General features: G+C 36.7%; 19 protein-coding genes. 18 read left to right on the forward strand and 1 reads right to left on the reverse strand.

Annotation, left to right across the window (positions count from 1 at the left end):
• Positions 1-23 precede the first annotated feature (23 nt).
• The 18 genes from LXL81_RS21185 (at position 24) to LXL81_RS21270 (ending at position 21,773) form a co-directional block, all read left to right on the forward strand.
• The gene (locus LXL81_RS21185; RefSeq protein WP_234648764.1) at positions 24-932 is read left to right on the forward strand and encodes a nucleotide-diphospho-sugar transferase; all 909 of its coding nucleotides are present in this window, start codon (positions 24-26) and stop codon (positions 930-932) included.
• Positions 933-962: 30 nt separating this feature from the next.
• The gene (locus LXL81_RS21190) at positions 963-1,775 is read left to right on the forward strand and encodes a class I SAM-dependent methyltransferase (protein ID WP_234648765.1); all 813 of its coding nucleotides are present in this window, start codon (positions 963-965) and stop codon (positions 1,773-1,775) included.
• Complete coding sequence (locus LXL81_RS21195; protein ID WP_234648766.1) at positions 1,772-2,881, forward strand: glycosyltransferase family 1 protein; 1,110 nt, start codon at positions 1,772-1,774, stop codon at positions 2,879-2,881. Before LXL81_RS21190 ends, LXL81_RS21195 begins: the two co-directional genes overlap by 4 nt.
• Positions 2,878-3,837, forward strand: a complete 960-nt coding sequence (locus LXL81_RS21200) for a GDP-mannose 4,6-dehydratase (protein ID WP_234648767.1) — start codon at positions 2,878-2,880, stop codon at positions 3,835-3,837. Before LXL81_RS21195 ends, LXL81_RS21200 begins: the two co-directional genes overlap by 4 nt.
• A 1-nt stretch (position 3,838) precedes the next feature.
• A complete protein-coding gene (locus LXL81_RS21205) occupies positions 3,839-4,573 on the forward strand; it encodes a glycosyltransferase family 2 protein (RefSeq protein WP_234648768.1) in 735 nt (244 codons plus the stop codon).
• Entirely contained in the window at positions 4,570-5,883 is a 1,314-nt protein-coding gene (locus LXL81_RS21210) for a hypothetical protein (protein ID WP_234648769.1), read from the forward strand. Before LXL81_RS21205 ends, LXL81_RS21210 begins: the two co-directional genes overlap by 4 nt.
• Positions 5,884-5,948: 65 nt before the next feature.
• Positions 5,949-8,438, forward strand: a complete 2,490-nt coding sequence (locus tag LXL81_RS21215) for an FN3 associated domain-containing protein (protein WP_234648770.1) — start codon at positions 5,949-5,951, stop codon at positions 8,436-8,438.
• A gap of 42 nt (positions 8,439-8,480) precedes the next feature.
• Positions 8,481-9,656, forward strand: a complete 1,176-nt coding sequence (locus LXL81_RS21220) for a glycosyltransferase (RefSeq protein WP_234648771.1) — start codon at positions 8,481-8,483, stop codon at positions 9,654-9,656.
• Between the two features lie 54 nt (positions 9,657-9,710).
• Positions 9,711-10,844, forward strand: a complete 1,134-nt coding sequence (locus LXL81_RS21225; RefSeq protein ID WP_234648772.1) for a glycosyltransferase — start codon at positions 9,711-9,713, stop codon at positions 10,842-10,844.
• A 146-nt stretch (positions 10,845-10,990) separates the two neighbouring features.
• A complete protein-coding gene (locus LXL81_RS21230; protein ID WP_234648773.1) occupies positions 10,991-11,590 on the forward strand; it encodes a hypothetical protein in 600 nt (199 codons plus the stop codon).
• Complete coding sequence (locus tag LXL81_RS21235; protein ID WP_234648774.1) at positions 11,562-12,728, forward strand: NAD-dependent epimerase/dehydratase family protein; 1,167 nt, start codon at positions 11,562-11,564, stop codon at positions 12,726-12,728. The genes LXL81_RS21230 and LXL81_RS21235 overlap by 29 nt, the downstream gene beginning before the upstream one ends.
• Positions 12,728-13,747: a hypothetical protein gene (locus tag LXL81_RS21240; RefSeq protein WP_234648775.1), complete on the forward strand. Its 1,020-nt coding sequence runs from the start codon at positions 12,728-12,730 to the stop codon at positions 13,745-13,747. Before LXL81_RS21235 ends, LXL81_RS21240 begins: the two co-directional genes overlap by 1 nt.
• Positions 13,748-13,922: 175 nt before the next feature.
• Positions 13,923-15,044, forward strand: a complete 1,122-nt coding sequence (locus tag LXL81_RS21245) for an acyltransferase (RefSeq protein ID WP_234648776.1) — start codon at positions 13,923-13,925, stop codon at positions 15,042-15,044.
• Positions 15,045-15,364: 320 nt separating this feature from the next.
• Complete coding sequence (locus LXL81_RS21250) at positions 15,365-15,868, forward strand: serine acetyltransferase (RefSeq protein ID WP_234648777.1); 504 nt, start codon at positions 15,365-15,367, stop codon at positions 15,866-15,868.
• A gap of 326 nt (positions 15,869-16,194) precedes the next feature.
• Positions 16,195-17,196, forward strand: a complete 1,002-nt coding sequence (locus tag LXL81_RS21255; RefSeq protein ID WP_234648778.1) for a sugar transferase — start codon at positions 16,195-16,197, stop codon at positions 17,194-17,196.
• A gap of 41 nt (positions 17,197-17,237) precedes the next feature.
• Positions 17,238-18,665 carry a capsule assembly Wzi family protein gene (locus tag LXL81_RS21260; RefSeq protein ID WP_234648779.1) on the forward strand — a complete coding sequence of 476 codons (1,428 nt, stop codon included), beginning with the start codon at positions 17,238-17,240 and terminating at the stop codon, positions 18,663-18,665.
• A 42-nt stretch (positions 18,666-18,707) separates the two neighbouring features.
• Positions 18,708-20,162 (forward strand): capsule assembly Wzi family protein, encoded by a 1,455-nt coding sequence (locus LXL81_RS21265; RefSeq protein WP_234648780.1) that lies wholly within the window; start codon positions 18,708-18,710, stop codon positions 20,160-20,162.
• Positions 20,163-20,285: 123 nt separating this feature from the next.
• A complete protein-coding gene (locus tag LXL81_RS21270; RefSeq protein ID WP_234648781.1) occupies positions 20,286-21,773 on the forward strand; it encodes a capsule assembly Wzi family protein in 1,488 nt (495 codons plus the stop codon).
• A 50-nt stretch (positions 21,774-21,823) separates the two neighbouring features.
• Here the strand turns inward: LXL81_RS21270 and LXL81_RS21275 are convergent, their stop codons facing one another.
• Positions 21,824-22,213, reverse strand: coding sequence for an HIT family protein (locus LXL81_RS21275; protein WP_234648782.1), 390 nt, complete (start codon positions 22,211-22,213; stop codon positions 21,824-21,826).
• Between the last annotated feature and the right edge of the window lie 48 nt (positions 22,214-22,261).

A 22,261-nucleotide genomic window follows, 5' to 3' on the forward strand; every position in this document is an offset into this window, starting at 1 on the left:
ACAATATTAAATTTAACCCTCCAATGTATCAAATTAAGTCACCTGTTCTCCTTTTGGTTTTCAACAGGCCTGATACTACACAATTGGTATTTGAGCAAATAAGAAAAGGAAAGCCTGATAAATTATATATTGCTGCTGACGGTGCGCGGGATAATAAAGATGGAGAGAAGGAATTGTGCCAGCAAACCCGGGAACTTCTAAATATTGATTGGGACTGCGAGGTTAAAACTTTATTCCGTGAAAATAATCTCGGATGCAAATTAGCAGTTAGTGGTGGAATCAAATGGTTCTTTGAGAATGAAGAAGAAGGTATTGTATTGGAGGACGATTGTTTACCCAATGAAGACTTTTTTCGATTTTGCGATTCGTTATTGGAAAAGTACCGCTTTGACACCAGAATCATGCATATAGGGGGAACCAATCTGCTTAGTAAAAAATTCGGTACCGACACTTACTACTTTTCCAAGTTTACTAATGTGTGGGGTTGGGCCTCATGGAGAAGAGTATGGGTGAATTATGACGAAAATCTGGACAAACTGGATGAATTTATAAAACTGGATCTTCTGAAATATGTGTACCAAAAAGATACTGTCAGAAAGTATCTGACAAATGCCTTCATACAGACAAGGAACAATTATATCAATACCTGGGATTACCAATACGCGTTTCTGAATTTTTGGAACAATGGGTTGTCAGTTTGTCCAAACTACAATATGATAACTAACATCGGGTTTAATGAAAGGGGAACACACACGAATGAGGTGGATCATAAGCTTGCTAATTTACCATTAGAATCATTTGATGAAATAACTCATCCTAAGTTTTTTGTGCCAATAATAGATGCAGATTATTCAATTTTTGAAATGGAAGAAATCAACCTTGCCATGAGGGTCAGAAAAAAGCTCAAACGCGTGGTTGCCAAATTTCTGTAAATATTAAACGGAATCTAAAAAAAATCTAGCATGATGAACTGCAAAATCTGTAATAGTAGTACAGAAATATTATTCAATACCAAAACTAACATTCTTAATAAGTATTCCATTGACTATCATCGCTGTACTCAATGTAATTTTATACAAACGGATGAGCCATTTTGGTTGAATGAAGCATATGACTCTGCTATAACTTCCTTGGATATAGGTCTTGTCAGTAGAAATATTCGTATTTCAACGCTTTTGTCCTCTCTAATTGTCACTTGTTTCAATACGAAAGGTTCATTTTTGGACTATGGCGGCGGTTATGGCATGTTGGTCAGAATTATGCGTGACCGGGGATATGACTTTTACAGATTTGACAAGCATTGTGAGAATTTATTTTCCGTTCACTTTGACATTGAAGATGCAACAACAAAAAAATTTGAACTTGTAACTGCTTTTGAAGTATTTGAACATTTATTGGACCCTGTGGCCGAGACAAGAAAAATGCTTGAATTAAGTGATTCAATATTTTTCTCCACAGAACTTGTACCTCATTATAAAATCAGCACGTCGGACGATTGGTGGTATTTTACACCGGAAACCGGACAGCATATTGCGTTATACTCCGAAAAATCACTTCAGAACCTTGCAAATCAACTTAATTGCAATTTTTACACAAACGGTAAAACTTTACACCTGATAACCCGCCGTAATATTAACCCATTGCTGTTTAGCCTATGTATAAGAGGAAAAATAGCCAATATTGTCTCAAAGATGTTTACCAATAAATCTTTGTTGGATGATGACTTTAAATTTATTCGCGGAATAGCTAACCACACACAAGGAACGACATTATGAGAATTCTATTTGATCACCAAATTTACCACTATCAAAATTACGGGGGAATCTCACGTTATTTTTATGAACTTTCCAAAGGCCTTCTTCGACTGGATAATGATTGTCAAAACACTATCTTTTTGTCAGAAAACGAATTCACAACAGAAAAGTCTTTGTACAATTCAAGAAAGTTCATTCCATTTGAGTTTAGAGGAAAGGGATCTATTAAAAAATATTTAAACCAAAAAGTTTCGGAAAATATTATTAAAAAAGGAAAATACGACATTTTTCACCCTACATATTATGATACCTATTTTCTGGATGGAATACTCGGAAAGCGTCCGTTTGTTGTAACATTTTATGACCTCATCCACGAAAAATTCTCACATAGATATCCAGATATCCTGACGGGCTTTGATCAGGTACTGGCCAACAGAAAAAAACTGCTGAAAGAAGCATCTGCAATAATTGCTATTTCAAACAGCACAAAAAGAGATATTATTGAGTACTACGGAATCGATGAGAATAGAATACATGTTACTTATCTAGCTAACTCTGTTAATGCCGCAGACTCTGAAGTTGCGTCTGCTAATAAATTGGGGGATTATATCCTGTTTGTAGGAAACAGGGGCGCATATAAAAATTTCAATACCTTTATCGAAGCCATTCAACCATTATTGATAAAAGAAAGAAATATCAAAGTCATTTGTGCCGGCGGAGGTGCCTTTCAACAAAATGAAATCAGTTTGTTATCTTCATTGAATATCCAAAATCAGGTATCCCAGGTGCCAATTAATGATAACAGCCTCGCATCTTTATATACAAATGCTCTACTGTTTGCATTTCCCAGTTTATATGAAGGATTTGGCATTCCTGTTCTGGAAGCATTTAGTAATGGTTGTCCGACAATCTTAAGTAAAGTAAGTTCGTTGCCTGAAATAGGTGAAGATGCTGCTCTTTATTTTGATCCGGAAAATAAGGAAAATATATTGGAACAAGTAGAAAAGTTTATTTACAGCCCCGGATTGCGGGAAGAATACAAAATCAAAGGTTTAGAACAGGCCAAGAAATTTTCCTGGGATCTGATGTCTGCCCAAACACTTGATATCTATAAATCTATATTATGAAAGTTGCGGTAATCACGGGAATATCTGGTCAGGATGGTGCTTATTTAGCTAAGCTTCTGTTGTCGAAAGGGTATAAAGTAGTAGGCATTGTAAGGAATCTTAATCAAAAATTTCACGGGCTGGAATATTTGGGAATTTTTCAGGATGTAACGCTGGAATTATGCGATCTATGGGAACAAGCGTCCATTTTAAGATTACTTGGCAAATATAATCCTGACGAAATTTATAACCTGGCGGCTCAAAGCTCCGTTGGTCTTTCGTTTGAATATCCTATCGAAACCATAAAATTCAACTTTGTATCGGTTTTAAATTTTCTTGAGGCGATCAGACTTCATAATTCAAAAACCAAGTTTTACCAGGCTTCAAGCAGTGAAATGTACGGAATTGTACATAAATTACCTATACAGGTAAATTCTCCCATGCACCCATTAAGTCCGTATGCAATAAGCAAGGCCTCAGCGTTCTGGACTGTAATAAATTACCGGGAGGCATATGGACTTCATTGTTGCAGTGGTGTATTATTTAACCATGAATCATATCTGCGATCCGGCAACTTTTTTGTTAAGAAGGTGATCGGGGAAGCAATAAAAATGACGTCAGATGACACCGCAATATTGAAACTTGGAAATTTAAAAGTCAAGAGAGATTTCGGGTATTCTCCTAAGTATGTGGAAGCCATGTGGCTTATGTTGCAGAAAGATAAGGCAGACGATTATATCATATGCTCTGGGAAAAGTATTACGCTGGAGGAAATTGTCGTTTACATTTTCGACAAGTTAAATCTGGACATGGGGAGAGTTATCATTGATAAAACACTGTTGAGACCCACGGATATCGAAGATATTTATGGTGACAACACACGTGCCATTCAGGATTTGGGATGGGATTATGATCTGACGTTTTACCAGGTTCTGGATATGCTCATAGAAGAAGAGTTAGGAAATTATAAAAATTAAAATGTCTGATACATCAACACCACTAGTATCCATTGTGACAGTCGTTTACAACGCCATAGCCACTTTGGATAATACCTTAAAAAGCGTAATAAATCAGTCATACCCCAATATTGAGTATATTATTATTGATGGCGGCTCTACGGACGGAACCCTGGATTTGCTGGATAAATACAAAGAATTCATTGCCCGCGTTGTCAGCGAATCAGATAATGGCATTTTTGATGCCATGAACAAGGGACAAAAATTTGCCCAAGGTGATTGGCTCATATTTTTAGGTGCAGATGATCTGCTTTTAAGCCCTACCATTATTGAAGAAGTAGTCCCGTATTTTAAAAACCGGGACGAAATTTACTATGGAAACGCTTACATAAAAACATCGAACCGCCTATACAACGGAAAGCTAAACAAATGGTCTATGACCCTGGGGAGTGTTTCGCATCAGGCTATCTTTTATCCAAAATCGGTATATAAGAACAAAGATTATGACCAGTCTTTCAAAATTTTCGCCGACCATATTTACAATATAGAGCTTTTTAAAAGCCATACCTCAAAATTTGTGTATATTCCCAAGCTGATCTCGATCTTTGATGGTCACGGCGTAAGTTCTTATGCAAAAGATGAGAAGTACGATGAAAATCTTGTAAAAATAATTACACAGCACTTCGGAGTGCTTGTGGGCCTTTATGTCTGGATCAGAAGAAAAATTTACAGTTTACAGAGGGACTATAAAAAATGAATCACGCACAACTGGCTGTTACTGTATTGGATAATTTAAATTTTTATCTGATCCTGTATCTTGCTTTACTTTTGGGTTACCTGGTTCTCTATCGAAAAATTTACTGGGGCATTTTCGATCCAATGATCTGGACGGTTACCAGTATGGCGGGTGGGGCATTCTGTGTTTGCTTTTTATATTTCCAGGATCAATTGGCGCCTCTTTACAAATGGTCCTTTTTGACAACGGAAATAGCACTATTCCTTGGTTTATACCTTTCCAGATATATCCCTGTTATTAAATTTGGAGCGATATTCCAATCGGAGCCGTTAGAATATCATGAAAATGAAATTACAGAATTTGATATTTTCACCTGGATTATCGGCATAGCCTATATTCTATGCGAAATCGTCAGCATCATGACAATCGGGATTGTGTTATTCGAGGAGGATGTAACCCATTTGTCCGCCTTTGAAAATCACGGCATTCTCATGGCATTCATTACATCATTTAGGTTGTTATGCCCATTGGTGCTTTTCTACAAAATACTAGTCAGGAAGCAAAAATACAATTATTTCGACATAGTCTGCTGGTTTTTTGTCGCCATTGGAATATTGACCACAGGATCCAAAGGTGCCATACTTGTCTTTGTATTCCAATATTTCATGATTCAATTGCCGCTGATTTACCAGGGGAAGGCAAAACCTATAAAAATTTCCTGGCCATTAATTCTGGGCCTGGCGTCATTTCCGGTTCTAGTTGTTTCCATCACCCGTGGAGGAGATGCTGTGGATGCGGTAACAGGTGTTTTCATCCGGCTCCTTGCCAGTGGCGACGTTTTTCTCCTCGGCTACAATGACGCCGTCATGAACTCAATTAAGGAAAAGTCATTTTTGAAGTACTTGTTCTACCCCGGATGGGGAACGATCCTCAAAAATCTTGGCTTTAATATTTCCCCGCCTGATGTGATTGGAACTGATATCCAAAATTTCCACTATGGTAAAACAGACGGCGGGCCTAATAGCCGATATAATTATGTGGCACTTCATTTCCTAGGTTTTTGGGGAGCCATTATTTATTCTGGTTTTATTGGAACTGCCATTGGTGTAGTGAGAAATACTTTCCGAAATCTGGATGTTTCCCGAATTAATTACTTCGGCTATCTCTTCCTAACCCTCATTGCTTACTTATCCAACTTGTTAATTGATGACAGTATTGTATTTGCAAATTATATTTTCTGGCGCCTCTTCTTTCTGGTTATTTGCTATATACTTACGAAAACTGTCTTTTTAATTATAAGATATAGAGTTGCAACCGTGTCATCCACTTAACCATACGATGATATAAATCTTTTCAGTTAATCAATTACACACACCATACATTACAAATAGACGCAATGACCAAGAATAGCATTTCTATTTTACTGATTATATTTATCTTGTTGACTACTATATCACAAGCACAAGATAGCACACCTAAAATAACTACTACCTCTTCGAGCATTTATTCTCAATCACCACAGACCTCCATATATCCGGCATTTGTTGATAATATGCCCTATGAATCCTGGACCCAGACAGGCAAAAAACCGTTTTATCAGTTGGTTGCCTCTGGTGGACAAAATCCTTACAACTGGACCCTCGATAAAGGTTCTTTGCCTGATGGAATACTATTGACAAAGGATGGAAAACTTCAAGGGACGCCGATTAAAGAAGGTACTTTTATATTTACAGTTAAAGTAATTGATTCACAAGGCAGAACGGCTCAAAAACAATTAGACTTTATTGCTGAATCTTATCGCGCCAAATGGTTCGCTGATGCCAGATTTGGAGTCTGGTATCCGTTTGGTCCCTCTCTGGAACCTGCCCTATCTTCTAAAGAAGATATTATAACATATGAAAACAGAATAAAAAACTTTGACGCCGATAAGGCAGTAAGTTCGGTCATTGCCCTGGGTGGAAAAATATTAAACTGCTCGGTAAAAGGTGGTGATGGAATAAGGATGTGGCCATCAACTACACCAAGTCGTTATGAGTTAAAAACATCCCGAAATATTGTTCAGGAATTGATCACGGCTTGCCATAAAAGGGGAATTAAGTTTGTAGGTTATTTTGCTCCCGATCATAGCTGGAACAAAAAGGTTATTGACACCGCACCAGACGGCACGCTGGGAACCTTAAACAAAGGATTGATTCTCGAATTGGTTAAGATGGGTATTGACGGCTTTTGGGTAGATATGGGTGGAACTCCCGAAATATACAAATATGTTGACCCAAAATGGTTTCCATGGGATGAGATTTTACCTGCGGTACGCACGGAAAATCCCCATGTAATTTTTGCCAATAACCCTGGTTGGGGAAATGGAGGAATTGCCCTGAGGTGGCCAGATACCGATATCCTTGTGTACGAAGGTTTACCAGGCACAAAAGAAAATGCTCTCCTGGTGGCTAAGCCGGTTATCGCAAAAAAAAAGATGGCCATTGAAGTCGATAATTTGTTAGATACAACCTGGGCATGGATACCAGATAGACAATTCAGGAAGCCAAAGTCCGCAGAAATGATCATTAAGAATATAAAAGCAAACTGGGCTATGGGTGCCACCTACATGCTGGATATTCCAATATCGCCTGACGGCCAGGTGTCGAACCCTGATTATGCACCAGTTTTGGCAAAAATTGGTCAGTTTGTTAAAGAGAATCAAAACATAAGTACGGCTCCCATATCATCACTGAACTCCAATATCTTGTACGACGGTCCCCAGCGAATTCAGCTCAGTGCCAATAATAACGCCAGAATATTTTACACTACGGACGGTAGCAATCCTACAACGAAGAGCAAAGCTTATTCCCAACCATTTTTGATCTATGGTAAAACCCGGATCAAGGCAATATCTATAGAAAACGGAAAAGTGATCAGCAAAATTTTTGATGAAAATTATAACTTTCGTCCCAAATTACTCAAATTGGCCAGGACAGAAATTCGATTGCCATTGAAAAATATTTCAGGTGCAAAAGAAATAATTGATGTAAAAAACTATTATCGTGGAATGAAGGTCATTATTGGACCAGACCCGGTAATCATTGATCAGATAGGTCGCCAATTTGTGCAAGGAAATAAAAATATACACAATATCGTAATCAAGCGTTTTGTTGACGATTATCCTGTTTTTTTCGCTGACCTGCATTCTGATACTTCGAAAGTACAGTCCGATGGATTTCAATACCTCAACATAACTAACGTTGTACTGGAACCGGGACAATCCTATATCATTCTTTCCAAGGAAGATAACTCCGACAAGTTTGTTTCAAATCGTTTTAAAACGAAAATAGAAACATCTCCGGCCGTCAGAATTGTCGGGGATGCAATGCTTACTCCTTCCGGAGATCGTGACCCCATAGTTCGCGATTCAATTGGCTCTGTTTTAAGTTTAAAGTTTCATTTAGGAAAAAACGCTACCCCAAAAAATTACGCGCTTGGAGCATTCGCAGAATTGCTTGACAACGACGACCAGTACACCGTAACTCCATTTATGGGGATTTACGACCCTGAAAACGCAGTAGACGGCAAAATCGCAACCAAAGCACAAGCGGGAGGAAAATATGCATGGACACTTAAATTGGATATGGGAGAAACCGTTGAAGGCCTGAAGCAGGCCAGCGTCGACTTTGCTCCGGCTGCTTTCGCTACCGACTTTCAATTATTTTCTTCAACCGACAACATTACCTGGAAAATACTGACGCACAAAGAGAATAACGCCGACCTTCAAGTAGATTTAAAGTTTAGTCCTATATCTGCCCGCTATTTCAAACTGCGTGCTCTTAAACCTGACGGTCCAGGGCAAAAAGGAGGAGGAATGGGCGTATCGGAATTTAAAGTGTTTCGATAGCAGTATTATTCCTAAACATCAATCAGATTGATAAAATTGATTATGAAAAAAAAGGTACTATTTTTCCTTACCTCACTTTCTACTGGGGGAACAGAGAAAGCCACAGTAGCTTATGTTAATGAACTTGCTGCAACGGGTAAATATGAAATTATTTTATGCGTTATGTTTTACATAACAAGTAAGAATACTTTGGAATACAGTATTGAGAAGACGGTGAACATTATTTATTTTTCAAATGATATCATCGGTAATCGTTTAATCGAAATGTTATCTGGTTTCTCAAATGGCTATTGGGGGAAAATAAAATATGCAGCTTATCGTCTTAAATATAATATACTCTTTAGTAAAAAATTTGATGAAGTAATGGACAGGTATCGTCCTACAACAATTATTCAGGGGGATAGCGTAATGCCTGATTATTTTCAGAAGTACAGCAATATAACGAAGATTATTTTCATACACTTTTCTATTGACCATATTTTTAGTCATTTTTTCAAAGCTTACCGGATAAAAAACTGGTTAAAAAAACTGCAAAACTACGATCAGGTAATCGCGGTTTCCAGAGGAGTTTACGAACAAATGGCTGAACTGGGACTCACGAAAAATTTGCATTTATTCTATAATCCTTTTTTTGAGAAGCAGATAAAACTTCAGGCAGATCAAGCCTATACGCTACCTCCCGGAATTAAGGAAAATGACTACATTATTTCAGTTGCTCGTCTTGATGAAAATCAAAAAGATTTTACCAGCCTGATAAATGCCTTGGCACTGATTAAGAAAAAATATGCAGTTGCTTACAATCTGGTAATTCTGGGTGATGGTCGTGATCGCGAAAGCCTTGAAAAGCTTGTTCTGGATCTTGGATTGCAGCAATCTGTATTTTTCCTGGGTATTAAACAAAACCCATATCCCTACATTGCCAACAGCTCTTTGTTTGTATTGAGCACCAGGTTTGAAGGCTTTGGAATTGTTTTGCTGGAAGCGTTATTGCTTGATAAGCTGGTTATTTCATCAGACTGTTACACAGGTCCCGCAGAAATATTAAATCATGAAAAACTGCTGGTCCCCGTAGGTGACAAAGAGGCTATGGCCGAGGCCATTTATAATTTACTAAACGACAAACGTTTACAAGAACAAGTACTTAGCCACCTACAGAATCAAAAGAAAATTTTTGATCCTCTTCGTTCCATTCATGGATTAGAAAATCTATTACAATGATTCTAATTGATCAAACCCAGAAATTTAAATGTCCAAAATTGGAAAATCATTAGAATGAAATTATTAATTAACACGTCAGCATTAAGTGCTTCAGGTGTAACACAGGTCTCAGTATCGTTCATCAATGAATGTATTCATTTCCCGGAACATGAATATCACATATTTTTGAGCAAAACTATCAAGAGCCAGTTAGATCTAAAATTATTCCCTGAAAATTTTAAATTTTATTCATTTTCCAATCATCCATTATATGGATTATCAGGATTACAAACAAGAGCAAAATTAAGACGACTTGAAAAAGAAATTAAACCCGATAAAGTGTTTAGTATCTTTGGCCCGTCATGGTGGACACCCGGTGTCCCTCACTTGCAGGGGTATGCCTACCCCCACTATGTATACCCCGACTCCCCATTGTTCAACATTCTTTCAACTTCACAAAAAATAAAAATAAGTGTTTTGAAAATCATACATCTGTTTTTTCTGGAAAGAAATGGGAAGAACTACGTATCAGAAACAAGTGATGTCAGTGATAGATTTGAACAATTAATAAGTAACAAAAGGAGTCATTTTTTCACAGTAAATAATACCTGCAATAATTACTTTTTACAGTTTCAATTCAATAAAGAAAAAAGAATACTACCGGAGAAACTCAAAAATGAGTTCAGGTTTTTATCATTGTGTACCTATTCTGTCCATAAAAATCTTGATATTCTTAACAAAATCATTCCTATTCTAGATAAAAACTATCCTGCTCATGAATTGAAGTTTGTTCTGACAATTGATCCGTTAATCCTGGAAAAAAACTTCACGCCCGAAGCAAAAAGCCGAATCATTAATTTAGGAAGAATAGACGTTAGGGATTGCCCCCAGCTATATTCTGAATGCGATGCAGTATTTCTCCCTACTCTTCTTGAATGTTTTTCTGCCAATTATCCGGAAGCGATGATTATGGAAAAACCCATTTTAACATCAAATCTATCATTTGCAACTACTATATGTAAGGATGCAGCAGTTTACTTTGACCCTCTGAATGCAGTGGAAATAGCGCAAACACTAGTGGAAATTCAACAAAATGAGGGTTTAAGAAATCAACTGATAGATAACGGGAAAAGAGTACTTAACAAACTCCCTACCCCAACCGAAAGAGCCCGGCAATACCTAGATATATGCAATTTAATGACAGCGTGAGCTCAAACTATGAAAAAAATTATCTGTATCACTTGTAACGAAGAGCTAAATATCATTCAGTAAATAATTACCATTTTAAAAATATGTCGATACAACTACAATCGAACCGATTAGGCAATGTAACCCAAACACCAATTAAATAGTATATGGAGATTATTCGCAGGTATGGGTTTCTTGGAACAATTCGCTTATTATCGGATCTTATCAGGACAAAGTTGTTGCTCTCCTCAGCACGACTGATTCGTTTTCCTTTTGAAATTCGTAATAAGAAATATATTAAAATTGGAAAGGGTTTTACAACCGGAAGATATTGCCGGCTGGAGGCACATCCTAAATCAAACAAGCAGGAAAGCTGTCTGATTATTGGCGACCGTGTTCAAATTAATGATTCCGTGCATATAGTGGCGTCAGAAAAGGTGGTTATAGGTAATGACGTTCTTATTGCGAGTAAAGTTTTCATTTCAGATTTGAATCATGGTAGTTATGGAAAAGACAATATTCATCACAGTCCGATTACCCTGCCTGTTGACAGGCCATTATCTTCCAAACCAGTAATAATTGAGGAAAGAGTGTGGCTTGGCGAGTTTGTTTGCGTCTTACCTGGGGTAACTATTGGTTCAGGTTCAATTATTGGCTCTATGTCTGTTGTTACCAAAAGTATACCGCCAAATTGTATCGCTGTGGGAAGCCCGGCCAAAGTCATAAAAAAATTTAATTTTGAAAGTAATATTTGGGAAATTATCTGATATGAAAAATGTTTTGATTACCGGAGGGGCCGGTTTTATAGGGAGTAATTTAGCTCTGGAATTAATTTCCAAAGGTTACAATATCAGTATACTGGATAATTTGTCGCCACAAATACATGGTAATAATCCCGCCGATTCTTCTCCTTTATATAAAAGTATAAAAGATAAGGTTCGCTTTATCCACGGCTCTGTTACAAATCAGAGCGACTGGGAAACTGCCATTCAGGAACAGGATGTAATTGTTCATTATGCTGCTGAAACCGGAACGGGCCAGTCCATGTATGAAATTCAAAAATACGTGGACGTGAACGTAAATGGTACAGCCATCATGCTGGATTTATTGGCAAACAAACCACATCAGGTCAAAAAAGTAGTGATTGCCTCTTCCAGGTCAATTTATGGTGAAGGAAAATATAAAAGCAATGAGTTAGGCATTGTTTATCCAAAACATCGCCTATCTGAACATATGGACACAGGTGATTTTGAAGTTAAATATCCTGGTTGCAATGAGGATCTGGAACTATTGGCGACAGATGAAGAGTCCAAAATACACCCATCATCAATATACGGGATCACCAAACAAAATCAGGAACAGATGATAATGACCGTCTGTCCAACGATTGGTATTCATCCGGTTGCTTTCAGATATCAAAATGTCTACGGTCCAGGACAATCGCTAAAAAATCCCTATACGGGTATTCTCTCTATCTTTTCTACCCAAATTAAAAATGGTAACCCCATCAACATTTTTGAGGATGGAAAAGAAACCAGAGACTTTGTATATATCAAAGATGTGGTAGCTGCCACAATTTTAGGAATTGAAAAGGACGAAGCAAACTCAGAAATATTTAACGTCGGGACTGGTGTTCCAACTGATGTTTTGACCGTTGCGGTTACTTTGGTCAAAAATTATGGTATTGAAGTACCGGTCAATGTCAGTGGTAATTATCGTTTGGGTGACATTCGACATAATTATGCTGACATGAGGAAAATAAAAGAAAAATTAGGTTTCGAGCCTGAATTCTCTTTTGAACAAGGAATAAGATTATTTTCTGATTGGGTTAATTTTCAAGAAATTGCAGAAGATAATTATGCACACTCTATACAAGAAATGAAAAATCGCGGCTTATATCGCTAATGAAAGACTTACAGGATAAAAACATTCTATTTTTTGCACCGACATTCTTTGGATATGAAGCGGCAATAACGCAAAAATTAAAACAGCTGGGAGCCCGCGTTGATTATTTCGACGAACGCCCGGAAAATGACTTTATTACCAAAGCCAGTATCCGTGTTAATCGCAATCTTATTCTTAAAAAGCTGAATAATTACTATCAAGGCATTATCAGGTCTGTTGCACAGAAAAAATATGATTATATACTTGTAGTTGGGCTTGAAGCGATGTTGCCTTCTGCATTGGAAGCATTAAAAATACAGCATCCCAATGCCGTATTAATCGTCTATATGTGGGATTCCCTGAAAAACAAAAAGTACGCGTCGCTTTGTTTACCATTTTTTGACCACATATTTTCCTTTGATAAAGGTGACGCACTGGAAATACCCGGTATTAAATTCAGGCCACTTTTCTTTATTGATAAATATGATCAGATTTCGCAGGATTCACATCTTTCAGTCAGCATTGATCTTTGCTTCATTGGTACCATCCATAGTGATCGTTATAATTTGATCAAGGAGGTACAAAATCAGTCTGATGCCTTACAGCTTAAAAATAATTTTTACATGTATTTCCCTAGCTCTAAATTATTTTTTTACAAAAAAATATCTGACAAAAGATTTCGTCACGCAAAATTTAAAGAGTTTAAATTTAAATCGCTATCTCAGGATTCAATCACACGATATATTAAAGATGCCAAAGTAATTTTGGATATTCAACATCCAAGTCAGACAGGGTTGACTATGCGAACAATTGAAATGCTTGGGGCCAATAGAAAAATTATTACAACAAATACAGATATTAAAAATTACGATTTCTACAACGCTAAAAATATTTTTATATTGGACAGAAATAATCCAAAAATTGATAAATCGTTTTTTGAAACCTGCTATGAACAAATTGATCCTCAAATCAAATTCAATTACTCCATCGAAGGTTGGATCAGGGAACTGTTTAATCTTACTTCCCCATTTCTGGCCTGAATTATAGTCACCATAACAATAAAATTCATATCAAAAGATTTCGAAATTTGAAAAAGTAAAATATTTATGAGAAAATTTATAATAAAATTATTAGATTCGCTAATGCTATTTTGATACCTGAGAAACAGCCGAATTACCACACTTACACCCTAATAAAGAGCGAACACTATCATTTATGAAAATCGGCAAACTGGAATCCATTCGTGGATTCGTGGCATTGTATGTAATGCTTACTCACTTTATTCAATTTTACAAAACTGATAAAACACCTAAGATTTTAATTTCGTTTTTTTACCACGCCCAGGAAGCGGTGCTGGTTTTCTTCCTCTTATCTGGATTTGTAATCTATTTATCATTTTATAATAACGGGAATATCACATTTTACGATTACGCAAAAAAACGTTGGCTAAGAATTTTCCCGATTACAATTGCCTCTTTTATTCTTTCCATCGCAGTATTATTGTGCAACAAAGATATTTTTCATACCTCAGATGTTATTGACTTTTTTGGCAATTTGCTAATGCTTCAGGATCTGGGCTCTAATCCAGGAATAATTGTATTAACATTTCTTAAAAACTATCCGTTATGGTCATTATCCTATGAATGGTGGTTTTATTTGATGTTTTATCCACTCATCCAATTTTTTGATAAACAAGAGATAAAGAATTCGATTTATTACATTCTGATCTTCTCCATTATTGGTTGGCTCTTGTATCTGGTATATCCGAATCACTTACTTTTAATTGCGGCATACTTTTTATTATGGTGGTGCGGGGTTGAAGCGGCAAGAATCTACACGACTAAAAATACTTTTGGTCTTACTGGTTTATTTCCAATTTTAGTGAGCCTTTTAATAATGAGTTGTATACTGGCCGTTCCAGTAATTAAGGGTATAATGTTTGAACACAAAAGTTTATCAGAAATAAATTCTATAATTCCATATAGTACTCATCTTCATTTTTACGGTTCTGCGTTTGTTATTATTATAACTGGACTGATCTGGTGGAATTTCAAATTAAGATATTTTGATATGATATTTGGTTATTTTAAAATATTTGCTCCTGTTTCGTTTGCCATGTATATCATACATTATCCAATCCTATGGCTTAATATTCTTATTTTAGATAATGTATACTTCACAATTATATTCAAGATTGTTTTAATATTATTTTTAAGTTACCTCCTGGAACAAAAATTCCAACCAGTGGTTTTCTCATTTTCCAAAAGAAAATCTCTTTCCAAACAAAAGGTTTCGACCAAGGTGGATCAAGTGCATGGAAAAGAAAAAGTAGGATAGCAATATACGAAACCAAGATATTTCAGAATTCAAGACAAAAAAACCCTTCCGGAAGAATCTCCAGGTGACTTCGTATGATATTTCCAGATAGAAACGTTTGTTCTCGTATCTTGTCATCAAAAAAATTAGAATCACGCCTCACGAAGATATGGTCAAGACATGTCTTAAAAACAAATTCTGTTAAAACCTGTACAAAAGCCGGATGAAATTGTAACTAATTATTGCACTTTTGCAGGATACGTGCATTAAAAAATCTCAAACAATTAATCTGTACAGGCTTTTTATGCGAAAATGAGATAATTAATTTAATAGAATTTTACATGGAAAGAAGTTTCAACATTTTTCAGGACTGGGAGCGTAATAAAGGGAACAATAAGGCACGATTCATTTTGTGCTTATTTCGTATAGCCAATCTCGCATCTCTTAATAAATTATACTTTTTTCTTCTTCTTCCTTATAATATGTTTTACAGACTTTGGGTGGAGTGGATTTTTTGCTGTGAACTTCCCTTCAAAACTGTTGCAGGCAGAGGTCTGGTTATATTTCATGGACAGGCTTTGGTAGTCAATTGTGAAACAATTATTGGTTCCAATTGTACCCTCAGGCCTTCCACTACAATTGGTAACAAGGAATTATCTGAAGGTATATATTCGGCAAGTCCTATAATTGGCAATAACGTTGATATCGGGTCTAATGTATGTATTATTGGGCCTATCACAATTGGTGATAATGTTAAAATCGGTGCCGGGTCGGTAGTAGTCAAAAATGTCCCGTCCAATTGCATTATTGCAGGAAATCCGGCCAGAGTTATAAAAACACTGTAAAAAATGATCGTATTGTTTATTTGTCTTGTCAAAAATTAAAGAATAGGCAAAGGATATGTATCGGTTAATAATGTATGATATAGAATTCCACGATTAAAATAGTACTGACCTGCTAATATCGCATTTCTTATGCCCGATGCCGAAATTTATAATCTTAAATTTATTGTAAACCCATCGCTGAAATAGTTGAGACAAGGTTTATTGAGAAATAATCAATTCATAAATTCAAAATATGTAATTTTTTTTTGTATCAATCTTAAAAATATTATATTTGATAAATTATGTACAAATTTGCATAACATACACCGCTATAATCAATTACACACATGAACAAAACATTTATCACTGATAGAACTAGTATCCATCGCCTTCGAAGTAAGACGGCTACCAGCAACGAGGTTCTTATAATTACGAGTTATGATTATTTCCTTCAAAAATATGATCTGGCCTTATTGTTGAAAAACTATAAGGAAATTACCTTGATTCCCCCTTCAACAGACGATGATTACCTTTTAAATCATGCAGTAAGTCCTCTTCTTGACAAATTTGAGAAGATACACTTAGTTACAAATCCTCAACATGATAGCCGTTATAGTGTGATCTATGAACTGGTAGTTCGTAGAAACAAATCTATAAGAATCAGCACTGTTTATGATTTTTGTGAGACAGTGCTCAAAAAAGTATATATCCCTCTCAATGTTTCAGAAAACAACCCCAATATCAGTGCTAATCTTAATTTTGGAAGAAGAGTCCGTTATCCTAAGAAAATTATTGATGTAACAATTTCGGCTTCAATTTTTATGCTTAGTTTGCCTCTTTGGATATTGAGTTATTTTAGAATAAAAATGGAGTCGCCAGGGCCTGTATTTTACTTTCAGGAAAGGGTCGGAATGGATCATAAAAATTTTGGTTGTATAAAATTCAGGTCAATGCGTCTGGATGCAGAAGTTAACGGTGCCAGCTTTTCCAAGAAAAAAGATTCCCGAATCTTTTCCTATGGGTCTTTCATGCGCGCGAGCAGGGTCGACGAACTTCCGCAAATCATCAACATTTTCAGGAGGGATATTTCACTGATTGGGCCAAGACCTGAAAGGCCTGTATTTACAGAGACATTTGACGAGACCATTCCGTATTATAGCATCAGACATAACGTAAAACCAGGGATTACCGGATATGCACAGGTTATGTACCCGTATGGTGCAGGGGTTAATGACGCACGGCATAAGTTAATGTACGATCTTTATTACATCAAAAAGTGGAGTATTCAATTGGAATTGAAGATTATCTTATTGACAATCTGGGTTATACTTGGAAGAAAGGGACTCTAGTCATTAAATTTAAAACTTCATATAATTTCCAGTCTATCATAATGAACAAATTACTTACAGTTAATATTATTCTCTTTTTACTTTTAACTGGAAGTATAGTCCAAGCACAGGATTCCACTTTTTATTTCTCTGCAAATTTACAAGCGGCTGGTGTTAGTGGGAATACACCATTTTGGCTTCAATCGAATCAATATGGTGTAATCCCAAAAAACAGCTCTTTTGTATCAGGACAATGGGGACTTTACAAAGTCTACAATCCGGGTAATCCACGATTTTTTCAGTGGTCTGCCGGAGCGCAGCTAATCACAAATGCGGCTAAGTCAAGTTCTCTTTTCTTTACAGATTTATACCTGGCCGGCAAAGTCGGACCAGTTGAAATAAGTGTCGGACAACGGAAAGAAATGATTGGCTTGACTGATACAACTTTGACCTCAGGTTCCATATCAATGTCAGGGAACGCACGTCCATTCCCACGTATCCAGATATCAACACCTAATTTTGTTAACATTATTCCAAAAAATGATATCTTGTCATTTAAACTTTCTTACGCCGACGGAATATTAGGATCAGCTGCAGTTATTTATGGTAATGTTAAAGAAGTACCTAATACTTACATGCACCAAAAGTCATTTTATCTCCGCATTGGAGGATTAAATCATAAACTTAGCTTGTACGGAGGAATAAACCACCAGGCTATGTGGGGAGGCGAAGATAAGATTTTCACAGGAGGTCTTAAGAAAAGTGAAGCATATAGATATGTGATTTTTGGAAAACCCTGGGCCAACAGCAGAGTTGGGAACCATTTTGGAACCATTGATTTTGCAGCGGAATGGAGAGGAAATAACTGGAATATTTTCCTATACCGACAAAATATTTTTGATGATGGGTCTTTGGCAAAACTAACTAATATTGCTGATGGTTTGAATGGCTTAAGATTTAAAAGAACAAAAATTGATAAAACCGACGAATCACTTAAACTAAATACAATTCTATTGGAATTTGTCTACACCAAAGAGCAGGGAGGTAGTGTTTTTGATTACGACAAGGGGATTTTTGGTAATGATAATTATTTCAATCACTATGTTTACTCACAGGGGTGGTCTTATCGTGGCAACGCACTCGGAACTCCGCTGGTTGCGCCACAAGATATGTATAGGAATGATATCCCCCGAGATACCGCTTCATTTACCGGAAATAATCGTATAACTGCATTTCACCTGGGATTAACAGCTTCCTGGAAAAAAATAGATTTCTTATTTAAAGGAACTTATTCCCGAAACTTCGGAACGTATAATTCTCCCTTCTCCCCTTCTCTCAGCCAAACCTCGGTGATCCTTCGTTTGGAAAGACCAGTGTCTTTTTTAAATGGCAGCTTTTTAAATGTTAGCTTATCAGGTGATTTTGGTAAATTGTACCCATCCAATTCTGCTCTCAACATCGGATGGCGAAAAATTGGCCTTATTCGTTAAATAAATAAGCTGACAATCATCTGTGCATTTTGAAATATTTAAATGCCTGTATATCATTTTATGCGTGAATACATTTTTCTTTTTTGCATTAGTATACTTTCATCTTTTGCTAACGCGCAAGACTCCACTTTAACTTATAGTACCGCGATTTCTTTGGCTGCGTCTACTGCGCAAACTCCGTTTTGGCTTCGTGCTAATCAGAATGGCGTTGTCCCCGGAAACGGAACGTTTGGTTTGGGACAGTTTGGCCTCTACAAAAACTACAATACAAATAATCCAAGAATATTTCAATGGTCGGCAGGTGCAGAGTTGATAGCAAATTTTGGAAAATCGGGATATGGAAGACGATCAGACTATTTTTTCACCGATCTGTACGCAGCTGGCAAAATTGGACCTGTTGAAATATTAGTTGGGCAAAAAAAACATGTAACCGGGTTAATGGATACTACCTTAACCTCGGGATCACTGTCATTTTCTGGAAATGCAAGGCCAATTCCTGGATTTCAGATTTCAATTCCTTCATTTTATCCTTTGGCGTTTACCAATTATTTCATCTCAGTTAAAGCATCTTTTGGAGATGGAAGGCTTGGTCCCAGCAATATATCTTATGGAAGTGTACCATCTGTACCTTCTACGTATTTTCATGAAAAATCTCTATATTTTCGTTTTGGAAAGCCTTCCGACAGAATAAAGATTTTTGCAGGAATTAATCATCAGGCCAGATGGGGTGGCGAAAGTGAAATATCTCCTGTAAGTAAGCTTAATACGATAAATGCATATTGGTACGTAATTTCAGGAAAAACATTCGATTATAGAAAAATCGGATCGCACTTTGGAACGATTGATATTGCCGGGGAATGGACAGCAAAAGCATGGACATATCTTTTATATCGCCAAAATATTTATGAGACCGGCTCTCTTTTCAAAGTTACTAATTTTGCAGACGGACTAAACGGTATTCGTATACGACGCAATAAACCTTTAATGAAGGATCAAACTTATTTTGATGTTAATTCTTTCCTTTTTGAAGTCGTTGGCACAAAAAATCAAACAAACAACTCCCCGTTATCCGGTCTGGCTCTTTTCGATAAGGGCGATTATTACAATTCTTATATTTATTCTCAAGGGCTTTCTTTTAAAGGGGGAGAAATTGGAACTGCACTCAACCCAAACCAGGATTTGACCGACAAAGTATTACCTAGAAATAGCACAAAATTTACAAATAATAATAGAATTTGGGCCTTCCATTCAGGTGTAAAAGCTTCCTGGCTAAATACCGATTTACAGTTCAGGGGTACATATTCCCGCAATTTCGGAACTTACATAAATCCGTTTAATTCTGCGGTCCAACAATTCTCTATGCAATTAAGTGCATCCAAAAAAATGAAATTTTTGAGAAATGGAAGTTTTATTGCCAGTTTTTATTCCGATATTGGCTCACTATATCCAAGTTCTTCAAGCTTCGTACTTGGCTACCGTAAAATTGGTTTTTTATAGTTAGTGATATATGTAAAGTGTAATATTTAATAATTTTTATTGTACGAATTAATATCTATTTACAAGCAGGCCCTCCCATTTTAATATTATGACACACACTAAAAAAACCATTGAAAGTAGCTTATGAAATCAATTTGCATAACAGTTGTTTCCTTTTTTGCATTAATTAATTTTAGCAAGAGCTATGCACAGTCAGTACAATTAAACAATAATTATGCTGATTCCACATCCTCATATATTGAAATTATTGGATTAGGAGCTTCTACCTCACGAACGCCGTTTTGGCTTCAGGCCAACCAATTTGGAATTGTTCCTCGTACAAGCCCTGCTGGTAGTGTTCGGGCTGGTTTTGAACATTTCTGGAAGATGTCAGATTCAGGAATAAATACTTGGCGGGTAGGTTTCGGTGCAGAAGCCGTTGGAAATATTACAAAGCAAGAAAATAAATTTCTTCTACCACAGGCATTTGGTAGTATTCGATACAAAAAATGGGAATTATTTGTAGGTAGAAAAAAGCAATGGGTCGGATTGGCCGATTCCAGTTTGGGAACGGGATCATATGCCTGGTCGGGAAATGCGTTGCCAATTCCAAAAATCCAGTTGGGGACAAATGGATTTGTTTCATTGCCATTTACCAAAGATTGGATCTCTTTTAATGGATTTTATTCAGATGGGGTTTTTGAGAGCAACAGGCCCATTACAAGCCAGCTTAAACTTCATCAAAAGGCAATATATTTCCGATTGGGCAAAGAAACATCAAGAGTAAAATTGTACGGGGGATTTAATCATCAAGTGCAATGGGGCGGAAAAAGCCCCTATTACACCAAAGATGGGCAAATGCCAAAGGGATTTAAGAATTATATTAATGTTGTAACTGGCAAAGCACATACTGATAACCCGACTGCCCAGGACTCGACCGGAAGAGTTGGCAACCACCTTGGATCAGTTGATTTCGGCCTGGAAATAGAGACATACGGAGCTACCATCATGTTCTATCGCCAAAGTTTGTATGAAGATGGATCTCTTGCATGGTTGAGCAATATCAAGGACGGATTAAATGGTGTAACAATTAAGTTAAAAAATTCTTATGGCTCTAACTTCCAGATCAGACATATCGTTCTGGAATTTTTAAATACTAAAAATCAGGGAGGTCCATTGAATGACATTCAGACTGGCATAAGACAAAACCTGGGTAAAGATAATTATTTCAACAATGCCCAGGTCCGGGATGGCTGGTCCTATTATGACAGGACCATCGGAACGCCATTTATTACGCCAACTTCAGACACCAAAGGAAGGTGGCCCAACTACGCGGATAGCTTTACAAGTAATAACCGCGTGAGTGTATTTCATATGGGGCTTCGAGGAACATTATTACAGAAAGTATTATGGACTACAAAATTATCCTATTCAAGTAACTCAGGAACATACGATGTGCCTTTCGTAGGCTCTCCTACTCAATTTTCTGGTTTGATAACCATGCAAGGTAATATCAACATTTTTGGAGGAACAATCCTGAAAGGATCAGTTGCTGCGGATTTAGGCAAGTTATATGCCGATACTTATGGCTTTACGCTTGGTTTAAGAAAAGAAGGACTACTGAGCAAGTAACATTTCCCATAAAAGTGACCATCAAATTACTTTTAGTGGATACTTTCCTTTTACAAATTATTACGAATCGCCTGTGCCAAATCAGCCAGTTCTTCCTGCGACATCTTTATTTTCTTACTAAAATCAGCATCGGACATACTGTTTAATGGAAGTAAATGAATATGCGTATGCGGAACTTCCAGTCCGATCACGCTCACACCTATCCTCAAACATGGTACTGTTTTTTCCAGAGCAGGAACAATACTTTTTGCAAAAAGGAAAAGCCGGGTGTAAGTATCATTGTCGAGATCAAATATATAATCAACTTCCTTCTTTGGAATAACCAACGTATGTCCTTTGGCGATAGGGAATGCATCAAGAAAAGCTAAAAATTCTTCATTTTCAGCGATTTTATGGGAAGGTATTTCTCCGCTGACAATTCTTGAAAATATAGAAGCCATTATTTGTTTTGGTTTTTAAATCTGACAAAACTATTAAACGAATTACTT

Origin of the sequence: Dyadobacter sp. CY356 (assembly GCF_021440195.1) — a bacterium.
In the GTDB taxonomy this organism is placed as follows: Bacteria; Bacteroidota; Bacteroidia; order Cytophagales; family Spirosomataceae; genus Dyadobacter.

Excerpts from the sequence above, each read along its gene's own strand:
- LXL81_RS21185 (WP_234648764.1), top strand. The coding sequence starts at position 24 with ATGTATCAAATTAAGTCACCTGTTCTCCTTTTGGTTTTCAACAGGCCT.
- LXL81_RS21190 (WP_234648765.1), top strand. The coding sequence starts at position 963 with ATGATGAACTGCAAAATCTGTAATAGTAGTACAGAAATATTATTCAAT.
- LXL81_RS21195 (WP_234648766.1), top strand. The coding sequence starts at position 1,772 with ATGAGAATTCTATTTGATCACCAAATTTACCACTATCAAAATTACGGG.
- LXL81_RS21200 (WP_234648767.1), top strand. The coding sequence starts at position 2,878 with ATGAAAGTTGCGGTAATCACGGGAATATCTGGTCAGGATGGTGCTTAT.
- LXL81_RS21205 (WP_234648768.1), top strand. The coding sequence starts at position 3,839 with ATGTCTGATACATCAACACCACTAGTATCCATTGTGACAGTCGTTTAC.
- LXL81_RS21210 (WP_234648769.1), top strand. The coding sequence starts at position 4,570 with ATGAATCACGCACAACTGGCTGTTACTGTATTGGATAATTTAAATTTT.
- LXL81_RS21215 (WP_234648770.1), top strand. The coding sequence starts at position 5,949 with ATGACCAAGAATAGCATTTCTATTTTACTGATTATATTTATCTTGTTG.
- LXL81_RS21220 (WP_234648771.1), top strand. The coding sequence starts at position 8,481 with ATGAAAAAAAAGGTACTATTTTTCCTTACCTCACTTTCTACTGGGGGA.
- LXL81_RS21225 (WP_234648772.1), top strand. The coding sequence starts at position 9,711 with ATGAAATTATTAATTAACACGTCAGCATTAAGTGCTTCAGGTGTAACA.
- LXL81_RS21230 (WP_234648773.1), top strand. The coding sequence starts at position 10,991 with ATGGAGATTATTCGCAGGTATGGGTTTCTTGGAACAATTCGCTTATTA.
- LXL81_RS21240 (WP_234648775.1), top strand. The coding sequence starts at position 12,728 with ATGAAAGACTTACAGGATAAAAACATTCTATTTTTTGCACCGACATTC.
- LXL81_RS21245 (WP_234648776.1), top strand. The coding sequence starts at position 13,923 with ATGAAAATCGGCAAACTGGAATCCATTCGTGGATTCGTGGCATTGTAT.
- LXL81_RS21250 (WP_234648777.1), top strand. The coding sequence starts at position 15,365 with ATGGAAAGAAGTTTCAACATTTTTCAGGACTGGGAGCGTAATAAAGGG.
- LXL81_RS21255 (WP_234648778.1), top strand. The coding sequence starts at position 16,195 with ATGAACAAAACATTTATCACTGATAGAACTAGTATCCATCGCCTTCGA.
- LXL81_RS21260 (WP_234648779.1), top strand. The coding sequence starts at position 17,238 with ATGAACAAATTACTTACAGTTAATATTATTCTCTTTTTACTTTTAACT.
- LXL81_RS21265 (WP_234648780.1), top strand. The coding sequence starts at position 18,708 with ATGCCTGTATATCATTTTATGCGTGAATACATTTTTCTTTTTTGCATT.
- LXL81_RS21270 (WP_234648781.1), top strand. The coding sequence starts at position 20,286 with ATGAAATCAATTTGCATAACAGTTGTTTCCTTTTTTGCATTAATTAAT.
- LXL81_RS21275 (WP_234648782.1), bottom strand. The coding sequence starts at position 22,213 with ATGGCTTCTATATTTTCAAGAATTGTCAGCGGAGAAATACCTTCCCAT.